This window comes from Pigmentibacter ruber (genome assembly GCF_009792895.1).
Classification (GTDB): Bacteria; Bdellovibrionota_B; Oligoflexia; order Silvanigrellales; family Silvanigrellaceae; genus Silvanigrella; species Silvanigrella rubra.
This window is the reverse complement of sequence record NZ_WSSC01000001.1, coordinates 858,470-872,804: the sequence shown is the minus strand read 5'-3', so window position 1 is coordinate 872,804 and position 14,335 is coordinate 858,470. Positions and strand designations below refer to the sequence as shown.

The window sequence follows — 14,335 nt, the reverse complement described above, 5'->3', positions numbered from 1 at the left end:
ACAACATATTTTAGAAAGGCAAATGGGTCTAGCGAGAAGTTTTCCGATTTCCTGAAGTAGCAACTTTCTTAGTTTTACTATTTTTTTGTTGAGCAGCAAGACTTTTTATTTTTTTCTTACTTTTATGGTTTGATGATGATTTAAGTTTTTTATTCTTACCAATATGCTCATTTTGCGCTACCATTTTGTTATTTTTAGAAGAAACATGGTGTAATTGTTGCTTTTTAGATGCATTTCTTTTGGACAAAAACTTTTGCGAAGTGAGTTTATCATACATGCCATTTCCTAAAGATATTGGAATATATACCACTTGACCCTTCCGCAAAAGTGCATTGGATTTTAACTTACTATTAGCATGCAATAAAGCAGATTGAGATACTTTATAACGTGCGGCAAAAGAGGCCAAGGACTCGCGTCTATGAATTCTTGCAGCGATAATGTATTTATTTGAAGCCTCTGGTAATTGATTAATTGCTAATAGAGCATTGTCATAATGACTAGCTGGTACTTCTAAATCAAATTTCCCTTCAGACGTGGCACTAGGGGGAGGAGTAATCCCCAATCTAAGTTCTGGATTCATTGCTTCTAAAATATTTTTATCAATTTTCAAATTATGCGCTAAATCAGAGAGAGCAATAGAACGCTTTACTTCTATTATTTTTGAAGGTGCAGGAAGGGGAGCATCGGTTGTATCAAAGCCAAATTTCTCTTGATTTTTTGCTATGATCATGGCTGCTATTAATTTTGGAACATAATCAGCCGTTTCTTTATTAACAACTCCCATTGAAGTTAATTCAAAAAATGAGGAATCTGTTCCATAATTTCGTAAAGTCTTTCTGACCAAACCAGGCCCACCGTTGTAACTTGCAGCTGATAAATGCCATGAACCAAATGTTGAGTATAGACGAGATAAATAATTGGCAGCCGCTTTTGTCGATTTAACTAAATCACGCCGTTCATCCAAATAATCATTAATAACAAGTCCATTTTCTCTAGCGGTTGCAGGCATGAATTGCCACAAACCAACAGCTCCAACATAACTAAGGGCTTTTGGATTATAGCCTGACTCTATCATAGATAAATATTTTAAATCTTTAGGAAGACCATATTCTTCTAATATCTTTTCCATCTGCGGCATTAACGCCCTTCCACGTTTTAGCCAAACAACAAAATAATTTCGTCCTGAATTTGTAAAATAATTTATCCATTGCAAAACTTGTTGATTGATAACAACAGGAAAATCAAATCCTGTTTTTTCAATTGAAGGATAAACTATTTTTATGTACTCATTTGTTCTAGCGAGCGCTAAAGCTTTGTTTTTTTGTGCTACAGAAGAATATTCATGTCCATGTGCAGCTAACCACTGCGAATCAAATTGTTCTTTCCAAGAGTCATAATAAATGTTGTCATCACATATAAGAGTGTTTTCAGCCCCCTCACCTAACGAATAATTTTGTGTAAATCCACCTAATTCTGAGCTATCAAGTTTTTCAAGGGATATGGCTTCATCAGAAGTTGTTAAATAAAGATTATCGTTTAGATCTTCCGTTTCTTCAGAACTTGGAACAATATTGTTATCCGAAGATAACTCCAAATCTTCTTCTGGTTTTGTTTTTTTAGGAGGAGCATAAGCTACCTGGGGTTTTTCAGATTTAGCTCTAACCTGCTTTCTATTTTCTTTTTTCACATCAAATCTAGAAGTATTTTGATTTGCTTGTTGATTTTCAGAGCTAGTTAGTTTTTCATCTAAAATATTGTTTTTACTGTATATTTCTGAATTTTCAGAGGATAAATATAAATTGGATTGTTTTAAAGAACTTTGGCAGCTTACTAGCAATGGCAAAAAACATAATGTTGTTAGAAATTTACAAGCAGAAAGAGTTGCTTTCTTTTTTTTAGAGGTTACATTTTTATCTAAGATACTGATATTATTAAATTTCACCTTCTTGGCTCCACTTCATGACAGACACTTTAGTGTTATCGGCATGACTGCTTTATATTTTATATGTTACAAAAAATGCTCGGGTGTTGAAATCAACACATTGTTACATCATGTTTAGACTTTGACGAAAAGGGTGTCAATCTTGAATTATATCCTCCAAAAAAGAAATTATCCATTGGTGAAAATGAATTATGAAATTATTTCAAGAAATACAACTTTTTCATTAGCACTACTTGAAAACAATGAACATAATTCCAAAGAAACAGTAGACATAAGTATTTCATATTTTCTTGATAAAGAAAAAGACCTTCCTATTAACAAACAAAATACAATAAAATTATCACATTTAGGCAATTACAAATGCAATTCTTGTACTAAGGTTGTGAAAAAACTATTTGATGGTTTTTGTTTTCCTTGTTTTAAATACAAAGCATGTGCTGATAAATGTATTATGAGTCCACATTTATGTCACTACATGAATGGTACTTGTCGTGAACCTGCTTGGGGGGATGCATACTGCTATCAGCCACACTATGTCTATCTTTCTTTTACAGATAAATTTAAAGTTGGAATAACTAGAGAAACTCAAGTTCCCACAAGATGGATAGATCAAGGAGCAACAAGTGCAGCATTACTCGCAAAAGTATCATCAAGAAATCAAGCTGGAATATTAGAGCATAAATTGAAAGAAATTATTCATGATAAAAGTCATTGGCTAAATATGTTAAAATCTGGAAATGAAAGACCAACTACTTCGCTCTTTCATGAAACATATTACAAAATATCAGATTGGATTAAAAGTAATTCACTTCTTGAGTCTAATGATTTCAAGGCAAAATTACCTTCACATTTAAACCTAAAGAATGAAATTTTATTATTTGAAAAACCTACTATCTTAAATATTGAATATCCTTTTCCAGATCAAGTAAATAAATATCAATCTATTAATTTAGAAAAAAACAGTATTTTTGAAGATGAAATATTAGGAATTAAAGGGCAATATTTAATTTTTAAAAATCATGTATTCAATGTCAGAAAGCATGAAGGATTTTTCGTTGATTTTGATATTACTTAAAAGATCCTTTTACAGGAATAGAATTCAACGTCTGAATTTTTTCACAATACTTTTCTTCCACAGTACAGAGAAAAAAACTAGCAGTATAACGACTCGGTTGTAATATGTTATTAATTCTTTCATTATATTGTTGGCGGATAAAAAATCCTTGGTCTGTATAAAATAAATTATCTGCATAATAATTTAGTAATTTTTTTTGCCATTGAAATTCACCATTGAAAAAATAAAAAACATAACCATCTTTACTAAGTGCAAAAATTTCATTTTGATCATTGCTTGAAATTGAGGTAATTTGCTGATTTAGCTGAATATAATCGATGCAAACCAAATTCAACAAACTACACTTTTTAATACTAGATGAAATCCAATTATATCTATTTTCTTTCACCTGCAATACATAAAAATAGTCCCCTACAAATGAAACTCCTTTTATTTCTCTGCCTTCTATAAACATAGTATTTGAATAATTACCTTCCAAATAAATGTCAATTTTATTATCTTTTCTTGCTATTAACCCATAGCCATAATCAGTAAATGATATATCTATAATTTCTGCTGTTTCTTTTGGCGTTTCTATTGGATTACATTTGGAAGTAAGTAGATTGCAAGAATGCAAAGAATATTTCTTATCTTCTTTAAAATACTTTGCATAAAAAAAGTTATCTCCGGTATATGAAATGGAATAATTAATGCTGGGTAATATTAATACTTGCCGAATTAAATATCCATTTTCATAGTAATTAATAGAATTATCTGCACTCAATATTAAACCTCTAGACCCAAATGCAGAATTATATTGCAAAAGAAAAATTAAAAAAAATATAAAACTTAGAATATTTTTCAACAAAAACCTCCTTTACTATATTGTTTGTAGAATAATAGAGGAATTTTTTGATTTCACAAAATTAATTTATATTAATTTTATTTCAAAAGTCTTGAACTAACTCATAAATAATAAAGTCTAGATTTCCATGCTGATCCTTAATTTCACTTTTTCTTATTATATAAGGCTTTTTTATATTTTCAAAAACCAAATCTGTTTCTTTTTTATCAAAAGCCCCTTTTCTTATTAAATCACGAATAATAATGTAATTATTAGAGGAAATTGATAAATCATACCAATTATTTCCTTTAATTTCATAATTTTCTGCACCGATAATTTTTCTTAATATATGATTATAATAAATTACTTTATTTAAATGATTTAAGACAAATATTCCATTCGAATAAAAATTTATAATTTCATTAATTTCCCATTCTTTGTAACGTAAATTTCTAATATTAAATCTATTAAGATCACTTAATCTATTCCATAATTCAGAAAATTCTAAAATAAGAGTTTTCATTTCAACATTTTCAGCTTCTGGAAATTTTAGTTTCTGCCCTAAGTCAGGTTTAAATTTTAAGATTTCAGAAATTTTCTTAATAGGAGTTGCAATTTTTTCAGAAAGTCTTTCTGAATAATAAATGGAAATAAATAAAGAAATAAAAAATAAAGCGCAGCATAGTCCCAAAATATAGGTAGAAAAATTTTCTTTTTCTAAAATTTCTTTACTCATATTTTCATAATTATTATTTATTAAATAATTCAAAATTTCTCTTGAAAATACGTAATCTTTATTCGTCATTTTTTGATACTTAATATAATTATTAATAATTTTTTTTAGCTCAATAATTTTAATATTTTCAATATTTCTTTTTTCAAGAGTATAGAAAGAATCATTTAATTTTTGCAATTCATCTTTAGAAAACATATAACGAGAATTTGAAGAAAATATATTGTCAAATTGAGTTGAAACATATAAAAGTGATTGAAGATTTTGAGTATTTAATGCAATATAGTTCTTAGGGTTTTTCCCAATAAAGTAAACAATAAAAATTAAAATCAATGAGGATAGATTAGATAGAAGTAAAATTTTTAAAACTTCTATAGCAATTCCTCTACGCATCGGTGGTAAAACGCTCATAATAACCTCATTCAACATTGACAATATGAACATCAACTCCAACTGCATCATGAATAAATTCTAAAATAATAGATCCTCTTATTCTTTCTTTAATAGGAGATAAACGAGATTTACCAAAAACAGCATGATATACCTTATTTTCTATAGCAAAATTTACTAACGTATCAGAAATTTTTTCACCTTGTAATATTACTACTTCAGCACCTAATCTTACGGCTAAATCAAAATTTTTTTGAATTTTTCTTTGCAGTTGTGAGTCTATATGAACTGAATCTTCAGCTTTTTTTTGAACGTAAACAACAAAAACTCTGCTTGAAAGTCTTGCTGCCATTTTAGTTCCTTTTCGAATTAAATTTGGTGCATTTGTTGGATCAGAACTTAATGCAATCATTACAGCTTCTTCTGCATTAAATTTATTTTTATCTTGAATAGATTCCTGCATTTTTTGAAACAAATTACCTGCAGCTTCTCTCAGGCATATTTCTCGTAAAAAAGTTAAATTATCATAAGAGAAAAAATTAGTTAAAGCACTATCAATTTTACTTTTTTCATAAATTTTACCAGATCTAAGTCGCTCACGTAAATCTTCCATACTTATATCTATCATTATTATTTGATGTGCTACTTGAAGAACTTTATCAGGAATTCTTTCTAAAATTCTTACTTTTGTTGCTGCGGAAACTCTATCTGCTATTGATTCGAGGTGTTGAATATTTAAAGTAGAAATAACATTAATACCGCTATCAAGTATTTCTAAGACATCTAAATATCTTTTTTCATTTCGACTTCCGTTAATATTTGTATGTGCAAGCTCATCAACAAGAACAATTTCAGGTTTTCTTTGGATCACTTCTTCAACATCCATTTCATGAAAAATTTGATTTGCAATTTGAAAAGATTTTAATGGTATTTTTTCTAAGCCTTCTAAAAGAGATGTTGTATCTGCCCTATTATGAGGTTCAACGTATCCTATTACAATATCAAATCCTCTTTTTTTTAGGTTTTGGGCTTCAGACAACATAGAAAAAGTTTTGCCTACGCCAGCTGCATAACCTAAAATTATTTTTAAAGAACCTTTATTTTTACTCTTAATAATTTCTTCAAAAGATCTCATTCAAAAGAAATTCCTTTATATTTTTCATAGAATATTATTTTATAAAGTATCCAATGAAACATTTAATTGTAATACATTTACTAATTCTTGACCCATAAATGTTAAATATGGTTTTTCAGTATTTTTTTTGATTAAATCATTTACCTTTTCTTCACTAATATTTCTTGCTAAAGCAATACGTTTTATTTGGAGTTTCGCACTATCAACAGTAATATGCGGATCCAATCCACTTGCAGAAGCCATAATTAAATTGCTAGGAATTTCTTGAGAATCAGGCAATAAATTTTTTTGTTTAATAAAAATAACTTGATCATTGATTCTTTTTAAAAGTTTTTCATTATAAAAAGCATAATTTGATGCTCCAGAGCTCAAAGCATCATAACCTTTTTCTCCTGCTGCTGAAGGCCTGCCCCAAAAATATTTATCACTAGTAAAATTTTGTCCAATTAATTTAGAACCAATTGGTTTAGAATTTAAATACACAATGCTACCATTTGCTTTTTTTTCAAATAAAACATTACCTATTAAATAAATAGATGAAGGATAAATAACACCTATAACAATATAAAACAAAATAGAAATCATAAAAGTATTATAAATTATTCTTAACATTTTAATTTCCTATATTAAGTTTAAACTTACTAAAATAATATCTATTAATTTAATTCCAATAAATGGAAATATAATACCACCTAAACCATACACTACAATATTATATCTCAATAATTTACTTGCTGACTGAGGTCTATATTTTACACCTTTTAAAGCAAGTGGAATAAGTATTATAATTATAAGCGCATTAAAAATAACTGCAGATAGTATTGCACTTTCAGGGCTTGCTAAATTCATAATATTAAATATTTTTAAACTTGGAATACTTGTTAAAAATAATGAAGGAATAATTGCAAAATACTTAGCAATATCGTTTGCAATACTAAAAGTTGTTAGAGCTCCCCTTGTAATAAGCAACTGTTTTCCAATTTCCACTACTTCAATTACTTTTGTTGGATCTGAATCAAGATCAATCATATTTCCAGCTTCTCTTGCAGCTTGAGTACCTGTATTCATGGCAAGACCAACATCAGCCTGCGCCAATGCAGGAGCATCGTTTGTTCCATCACCCGTCATTGCAACCATAAATCCTTCATTTTTTAAAGACTTTATTAGGTTTAATTTATCTTCAGGTTTTGCTTCTGCTAAGAAATCATCAACACCTGCTTCTTGAGCTATTGATTGTGCTGTTAATTTATTATCACCTGTGATCATAATTGTTTTAATACCCATAGCTCGTATGCGCACAAATCTTTCTTTAATTCCTGGTTTTACTACATCTTTTAAATAAATTACTCCCAGTACTCTTGAACCTTTTACTACAACCAATGGTGTTCCACCCATTTTAGCAATATCATTTACATGTTTATTTATTTCTTCTGGAATTTTTCCTTGAAAATGTTGTAACCATTTTGCAATGGCATCTTTCGAACCTTTGCGAAAAGAATCAGTTAAAGTATCAAGCCCACTCATTCGAGTTTCTGCAGAAAATGGGATTGCTTTTGCTTCACCTGCTAAATTAAAAATGCAATTCATTTCAGTAGCTAATTTTACTATTGATCTTCCTTCTGGAGTTTGATCAAAATATGAGGACGCATATGCTGCTTGTGCTAATTCTTCTACATTTACACCTAAACTTGGTAAAAATTCGGAAGCCATTCTATTGCCGATTGTAATGGTTCCTGTTTTATCAAGAAGTAAAACATCAATATCTCCTGAAACTTCAACCGCTTTTCCTGACATGGCAATCACATTTCGTTGCAGTACTCTATCCATCCCGGCAATACCAATTGCAGCTAAAAGTCCACCAATTGTTGTTGGAATTAAGCAAACTAATAAAGCAATTAATCCAATAAGCGATATATTTGAAGTATGAAACAATGCAATCGGCTTTAAAGTAACAACTACGATTAGAAATATTATGGTTAGACCACATAATAAAATATTTAAAGCTACTTCATTTGGAGATTTTTTTCTTTCTGCTCCTTCTACTAAAGCAATCATTTTATCTAAAAATGTTTTTCCTGGTTCAGCAGTTACTTCAACAATTATTTCATCAGATAATACAGTAGTTCCTCCTGTAACAGCTGAACGATCTCCTCCAGATTCTCGGATAACAGGTGCTGATTCACCTGTTATAGCAGACTCATCGACTGTAGCCATCCCTTCAATTACAGTTCCGTCACATGGAATAAGCTCGCCTTCAGAAACCTTCACAAGTGAGCCTTTTGTCAATTGACTTGCATTAATTTTCTGGACAGTTTTTGATTTCACATCATAAACATTTGCTACAGTTTGTTTCCTTGTTTTTTTCAGACTTTCAGCTTGTGCTTTTCCTCTTCCTTCTGCTATTGCTTCTGAAAAATTCGCAAATAAAATAGTAAACCAAAGCCAAATTGTAATTTGTAACTGAAAAGAAATATTTTCAGAGCGAGAAAAAAAGAGCGAATTTAAAAATACTATAGTTACTATTATGGAAGTTACTTCGACTACAAACATGACAGGATTATGATACAATTTAATTGGATTAAGCTTCTTAAATGAATCTTTAATTGCTGGAATTATTATTGAATAATTTAGTAATGTTGAATTTTGCATATCACTTCACTCCATGTATTAAATTTGAATGTGAAATTATTTGCAAATGTTCTAATACTGGACCTAAGGCAAAAGCAGGTAAATAAGTAAGAGCTCCCACAATTAAAATAGTTGCTGAAAGCAATATAATAAATATTCCACCAACTATTGGAAAAGGATTTAAATTATTTTCTTTCTTTTTAGATTGAATTAGTATTCCGGCAATCGCTAAAACAGGAATTACACTTAAATAACGCCCAATAAGCATTAATATAGATGTTAAATAGTTCCAATAAGTAGTATTTGCATTTAATGAACCAAAAGAACTTCCATTATTCTGTATTGTGGATGTTATAGCATAAAATATTTCAGTAAAACCATGGACACCAGGATTCCCTATTGCAGATTTTGCTACTTCAGATGTCAATGAAATAGAAACAGAAATTAATAAAACTATACTAATACCTACTATTGGTATTGTGGCAATTCTAATGATTTTTGCGTCTATTTTTTTTCCTAAATATTCTGGTGTTCTTCCTATCATTAAACCTGACAGAAATATTGTAATCACTATTAAAAGTAACATTCCATAGAGACCAGAACCAACGCCACCAAAAATAATTTCACCTAATAGCATATTAAATAATGCTATTCCACCAGCTAAAGGTGACAAACTACTTAAGGCAGAATTAACAGCTCCACACGAAGTAATTGTTGTTACTATGCTAAACAAAGTACTACCAAATAATCCAAAACGAGTTTCTTTCCCTTCCCAATTTAAATTTGAAATTGAATTAAATAAAAGAGGATTTCCAGAACGTTCTAAGAAATTAAAAATAAATGTTAAAACTGCGAAAAAAATAAACATTGTAATCCAAATTGTCCAAGCATGTTTCATATTTTTACTCATTTTTCCAAAAGTAAATACAAGAGAGCTTGGTATTAAAATGATTGAAAGAATTTGAACAAAATTAGTTAATGCATTTGGATTTAAATATGGATGAGCCATATTTGCATTAAAAAAACCTCCACCATTAGTACCAAGTAAAGTAATGGCGACTTGAGAGGCTGCTGGACCTTGTGGTATTATTTGTTTAATACCTTCTAAAGTAATAAATTCTTGTGGTGGTAAAAAATTTTGAATAACTCCTTGTGAAATATAAAAAACAGCAAAGATAAAAGAAATTGGAAGTAGAATATAAAAAACCGTTTTAAATAAATCATACCAAAAATTACCAATACCTTTTAGTTGAAATTGAGTAAATCCCCTTAATATTGCAACACACGCGGCAATTCCTGTTGCTGCTGATAAAAAATTTAGTGGTGTTAAACCAAGCATTTGCGTTAAGTAACTAACTTCTGTCTCAGCTGAATAAGCTTGCCAATTTGTATTTGTTACAAAACTAATTGCAGTATTAACTGCAAGTTCTGTTGACATATTTTTTGCTTGTAAAAAATTTAAAGGTAGATTTTCTTGAGATTTTAAGATAATAAAGGTAATAAAAAAAAGAAAAACATTAAAAAAAACTAAAACTAACGAGTATTTCTTCCAAGACATGTTTTCTTTTGGATCAATTTTACAAAATCGAAAAATAGTATTTTCTAATTTACCAAATAAACTTTTTTTAAATAAAAAATCCGCTTGAAATACATAATAAATATATTTTCCTAAAAAATAAGATGATAAAATTAAAAGAAAAAGAAAAAAAAGAAAAAACTCAAAGTCAAAATATGACATATTCTATTCCTTAGAAAAAAACATCATATAAAATAAATAAAAAAAGATAAGTGCTGAAATAAATACTAGAAAATAATCCAAATAATGAAGAAGCATTTTTTCACCTTAAAATATTATTCAGGAGTAATATTATTTTAAAATAAAAAAGGCAAGTACAGTAAATACAATTTTTATAAGATCTTCGAACTTTATAAGTAATGAATTAACAAGAAAAGAAGCAAATGGGGAAAATAAAACTTAACTTTTCATATTAACAAATTGCATTGGGATTTTGAATTCTTGTTGTTTTTCTTTTAACATTGCAATTACAAGTTGTAAATCATCAATTTTTTTTCCAGAAACACGAATTTGTTTATCTTGAATTTGGGTATCAACTTTTAATTTTGCATCTTTAATTGCTTTAGTTATTTTTTTTGCAATATCTGTCTCAATTCCTTGTTTTATTTTAATACTTTGAGACAATTGCATTCCACCAACAGGTTTTATTTTATCGACATCTAAAGAAACTAAATCTATTCCACGTTTAAGTAACTTTGAATTTACAATATCTGCCATTGCAATTACATGTGATTCGGAGTCTGCTGTTAATTTCATTTCAGCTTTTTGCTTATCCAAAACCAATTCATACTTTTTGCCTTTAAAATCATAGCGAGATGCTAATTCTTTTTGTGCTTGATTCACTGCATTATCTACTTCTTGGATACTAACTTCTGAAACAATATCAAAGCTAGGCATAAGGATTCCCCTTTTATTAATAAATTAATCTAATTTTACAAAAACAACATGGATAGAATTTTCTTCTCTTATTTCTGTTTCGTAAACGGATAAAGGAACACAGGCTGGGGGAGCCTGAACTGCTCCCCCATCTTTGATTGAAAAAATTGCTTTATGAAATGGACAGGTTATTTCAGCTTTTTCAGCATTCCATCTTCCATTTTCTAATGGCTTATCAGCATGGTTACAATTATTATCAAAAGCCCAAACTTTACCAAATTGAGAAATAGATTTGACAAATAACATCTCAATGCCATCAATTTCAAATTTTTTTGGTTTAGAATCCGATAATTCACTAAGCAAACAAACTCTAAAAAAGGACATGATGCCTAAACCTTATCAATTGTATTTACAAGCACATGTTCTAAAGTTGCTTCTGCAATAGGTAGCAATACAGAAGCTTCTGATAAATTATTTAATGTTTCTCTAGCAAAACTATGGATGATAAGCTTTTTTGCTTCAGCAGGAGAAAAACCTCGGGTAGCCATATAATATAATTGTTTTTGATCAACTTCCCCAGTAGCACTACCATGCTTACAAACCACATCATTTGGTAAGATTTCTAATCTTGGTGAAGCATCAACTCTAGCTTGTTTACTAAGCAAAAGATTTTTATTTAATTGAACAGCCTTCGTTTTTCCAGCATTTTTATCAATCTTAACTAAACCTTGAAATACACTTCTTGCTCTGGAGGCTAAAATCATTTTTAAATTTAATGTTGATTGACATTGGGGTTTTTTATGGTGCTGAATGGGCTCATAATCAAATTTTCCTTTCAGTGAAACAACTGTTCCACCAGAATTTGCTTGAGCTTTTTCGCCTTTAAAAAGAATATTTGATGTTACTCTAGAATTTCCTTCAGGCAAAAATATTTGGGCATCATTTAATGTTGCATTTTCTGATAACTTTACTAACCGTTCATATAATGAAACCGACTTATTCATTTCTATACTGGAATATTGTAACCAAAACTGATTTACAATACCATGCTCATGAATAACTAAAGTATGTCTATGATAATTAAATTGCGCTCGCCCATCAATTAATAATAAATCTGCTTTGCTTCTTTTGTCTACTTCAATTTTTATTGCTGAATAAGACTGAGAAAAATCAGGAGAAGTATTATTTTTAACGATTAATAAAGGAACTTCATTACAGCTAGTATTATTTATTGAAATACAAAATTCATGGGGAGAAGAAGCTTTCAATCGACTTGCTAAAGCGAAACCAATATCACTATTAGGAGCTATAGACTCAATTTCTGCTGGTTTAGAAGAATATTCTATTATAGATTTCAAAGAATCTGCCGAATATATTTCAACTTTACCATTAAATATTTCAACAAAAACAATTCTAGAGAGTTCATTTTTGATGGTTTCTATACTGTTAGTACCTAAAAATAATGTCAAATCATTTATTTTATCTGTTAATAAACTAGCACTTCTAAAAGCTACTTTCCAAGGAAGAAAATGATTTTGCAAATTTTCTAAAGTATTATTGCCTTCAAAATTTAAGACTTCATCCTCTGGTAAAAAGAATATTTCAGGGTTAGTTTTTCGCCAACTTTCTTCAGGGTAAGTTGGACACAAAGATAATTTTTTTCCTTCAAAATAATCTAATGTCATGATTTTTAACCTACTCCTTCGAATTCAATTTCAATCAATCGATTTAATTCAACTGCATATTCCATAGGTAGTTCCTTAACAAAAGCTTCAATAAATCCATTTACAACCATTAAAGTAGCTTGACGTTCAGAAAAACCACGGCTTGTTAAATAATAAATTTGTTCATCACTGACACGACTTACACTTGCTTCGTGCCCCACTTCTGTACCAATTTGCTCTTCAATTTCCATAGTTGGATATGTTACAGAAGAAGATTTTTCATCCATTAGCAAAGCATCACATTGCACTTTACTTTTACAACCAACAATACCTTTCGGTATTTTTACAAGTCCTCGGTAAGTTGTACATCCACCATCTTTTGAAATAGATTTTGAAGTAATTACACTTGTAGTGTTAGGCGCTGCGTGAATAATTTTTGCTCCAGCATCCTGATGCATTCCTTTACCACCAAAAGCAACAGATAAAATTTCACCTCTTGCTCGAGGTCCCATTAAGTAAACTGCAGGATATTTCATTGTTAACTTAGAACCAATATTTCCATCAACCCATTCGACCAACGCATCTTCATAAGCATAAGCTCTTTTAGTCACCAAATTAAAAATATTTTTTGACCAATTTTGTATTGTTGTATAACGAATTTTTGCACCCTTCATTGCGATTAATTCTACTACCGCGGAATGCAATGAATCAGAACGATAAACAGGAGCAGTGCAACCTTCAATATAATGCACTGAGGAACCTTCATCAGCGATTATTAAAGTTCTTTCAAACTGTCCCATATTTTCAGTATTAATTCTAAAATATGCTTGTAATGGGATATCTACATGTACCCCTTTTGGTACATAAATAAAACTACCACCACTCCAAACTGCTGAGTTTAATGCCGCAAATTTATTATCATGTGATGGAATAACAGACCCAAAATATTTCTTAACTATATCTGGATAAAGTCTGAGACCTGTATCCATATCAAAGAAAAGTACGCCTTTTTCTTCCAGTTGTTTTTGCATGCTATGATAAACAACTTCTGATTCAAACTGTGCAGAAACTCCTGCCAAAAACTTTCGTTCTGCTTCTGGAATTCCTAGACGGTCAAATGTGTCTTTAATTTCAGTAGGTACTTCATCCCAACTGGTTCCAACTCTCTCAGTAGGCCTAACGAAGTAGTGAATATTTGTAAAATCAATTTCATTCAGAGCTTTGGTGTCACCCCAAGTAGGCATTGGTTTTTCATGGAAAATATTAAGGGCATTTAATCTAAATTCTAACATCCAATCAGGTTCATTTTTAAACTTAGAAATTTCAGTTACAATTTCTTTAGTTAAGCCTTTATCTGATTTAGCACCTTTAAATACATAATTTTCTTTAACATGAAATCCATATTTGTAATCATCAAGAATATTTAACTGAGATTTAGCTTCTAAATTTGGATCTTGTTCGCTCATTTTTTTCTTCTGCATAACTATTCCTCG

At 29.6% G+C, this 14,335-nt stretch carries 12 protein-coding genes; 1 reads left to right on the top strand and 11 read right to left on the bottom strand.

Going from position 1 to position 14,335, the window contains the following annotated elements; translation table 11 throughout:
- Positions 1–28: 28 nt before the first annotated feature.
- Entirely contained in the window at positions 29–1,942 is a 1,914-nt protein-coding gene (locus tag GOY08_RS03615) for a lytic transglycosylase domain-containing protein (RefSeq protein WP_158997237.1), read from the bottom strand.
- A gap of 142 nt (positions 1,943–2,084) precedes the next feature.
- Here GOY08_RS03615 and GOY08_RS03610 point away from each other — a divergent pair, with 142 nt between their 5' ends.
- On the top strand, positions 2,085–3,017 hold the full coding sequence (locus GOY08_RS03610; protein WP_158997235.1) for a DUF2797 domain-containing protein: 933 nt from the start codon (positions 2,085–2,087) through the stop codon (positions 3,015–3,017).
- Here GOY08_RS03610 and GOY08_RS03605 read toward each other — a convergent pair.
- The 10 genes from GOY08_RS03605 to sufB form a co-directional block, all read right to left on the bottom strand.
- Positions 3,010–3,861: a hypothetical protein gene (locus GOY08_RS03605; RefSeq protein WP_158997233.1), complete on the bottom strand. Its 852-nt coding sequence runs from the start codon at positions 3,859–3,861 to the stop codon at positions 3,010–3,012. The genes GOY08_RS03610 and GOY08_RS03605 overlap by 8 nt on opposite strands.
- 82 nt (positions 3,862–3,943) lie before the next feature.
- Positions 3,944–4,984, bottom strand: coding sequence for a transcriptional regulator (locus GOY08_RS03600; protein ID WP_158997231.1), 1,041 nt, complete (start codon positions 4,982–4,984; stop codon positions 3,944–3,946).
- Positions 4,985–4,991: 7 nt separating this feature from the next.
- Positions 4,992–6,098, bottom strand: a complete 1,107-nt coding sequence (locus GOY08_RS03595) for a kinase (protein ID WP_158997229.1) — start codon at positions 6,096–6,098, stop codon at positions 4,992–4,994.
- A 39-nt stretch (positions 6,099–6,137) separates the two neighbouring features.
- Entirely contained in the window at positions 6,138–6,710 is a 573-nt protein-coding gene (kdpC, locus tag GOY08_RS03590; protein WP_158997227.1) for a potassium-transporting ATPase subunit KdpC, read from the bottom strand.
- 9 nt (positions 6,711–6,719) lie between these two features.
- Complete coding sequence (gene kdpB / locus GOY08_RS03585) at positions 6,720–8,747, bottom strand: potassium-transporting ATPase subunit KdpB (RefSeq protein ID WP_158997225.1); 2,028 nt, start codon at positions 8,745–8,747, stop codon at positions 6,720–6,722.
- Between the two features lies 1 nt (position 8,748).
- On the bottom strand, positions 8,749–10,464 hold the full coding sequence (gene kdpA, locus GOY08_RS03580) for a potassium-transporting ATPase subunit KdpA (protein WP_158997223.1): 1,716 nt from the start codon (positions 10,462–10,464) through the stop codon (positions 8,749–8,751).
- Between the two features lie 237 nt (positions 10,465–10,701).
- Positions 10,702–11,199, bottom strand: a complete 498-nt coding sequence (locus GOY08_RS03575; RefSeq protein ID WP_158997221.1) for a YajQ family cyclic di-GMP-binding protein — start codon at positions 11,197–11,199, stop codon at positions 10,702–10,704.
- 24 nt (positions 11,200–11,223) lie between these two features.
- Positions 11,224–11,562 (bottom strand): Rieske (2Fe-2S) protein, encoded by a 339-nt coding sequence (locus GOY08_RS03570; RefSeq protein WP_158997219.1) that lies wholly within the window; start codon positions 11,560–11,562, stop codon positions 11,224–11,226.
- 5 nt (positions 11,563–11,567) lie between these two features.
- Entirely contained in the window at positions 11,568–12,863 is a 1,296-nt protein-coding gene (locus GOY08_RS03565) for a SufB/SufD family protein (protein ID WP_158997217.1), read from the bottom strand.
- Positions 12,864–12,868: 5 nt separating this feature from the next.
- Positions 12,869–14,308: a Fe-S cluster assembly protein SufB gene (gene sufB, locus GOY08_RS03560; protein WP_158998062.1), complete on the bottom strand. Its 1,440-nt coding sequence runs from the start codon at positions 14,306–14,308 to the stop codon at positions 12,869–12,871.
- Positions 14,309–14,335: the final 27 nt, after the last annotated feature.

What these genes read in the sequence shown, in the direction of transcription:
- GOY08_RS03600 (WP_158997231.1), bottom strand. Translation starts at nt 4,984, where the DNA reads ATGAGCGTTTTACCACCGATGCGTAGAGGAATTGCTATAGAAGTTTTA.
- GOY08_RS03595 (WP_158997229.1), bottom strand. Translation starts at nt 6,098, where the DNA reads ATGAGATCTTTTGAAGAAATTATTAAGAGTAAAAATAAAGGTTCTTTA.
- kdpC (WP_158997227.1), bottom strand. Translation starts at nt 6,710, where the DNA reads ATGTTAAGAATAATTTATAATACTTTTATGATTTCTATTTTGTTTTAT.
- kdpB (WP_158997225.1), bottom strand. Translation starts at nt 8,747, where the DNA reads ATGCAAAATTCAACATTACTAAATTATTCAATAATAATTCCAGCAATT.
- kdpA (WP_158997223.1), bottom strand. Translation starts at nt 10,464, where the DNA reads ATGTCATATTTTGACTTTGAGTTTTTTCTTTTTTTTCTTTTTCTTTTA.
- GOY08_RS03575 (WP_158997221.1), bottom strand. Translation starts at nt 11,199, where the DNA reads ATGCCTAGCTTTGATATTGTTTCAGAAGTTAGTATCCAAGAAGTAGAT.
- GOY08_RS03570 (WP_158997219.1), bottom strand. Translation starts at nt 11,562, where the DNA reads ATGTCCTTTTTTAGAGTTTGTTTGCTTAGTGAATTATCGGATTCTAAA.
- GOY08_RS03565 (WP_158997217.1), bottom strand. Translation starts at nt 12,863, where the DNA reads ATGACATTAGATTATTTTGAAGGAAAAAAATTATCTTTGTGTCCAACT.
- sufB (WP_158998062.1), bottom strand. Translation starts at nt 14,308, where the DNA reads ATGAGCGAACAAGATCCAAATTTAGAAGCTAAATCTCAGTTAAATATT.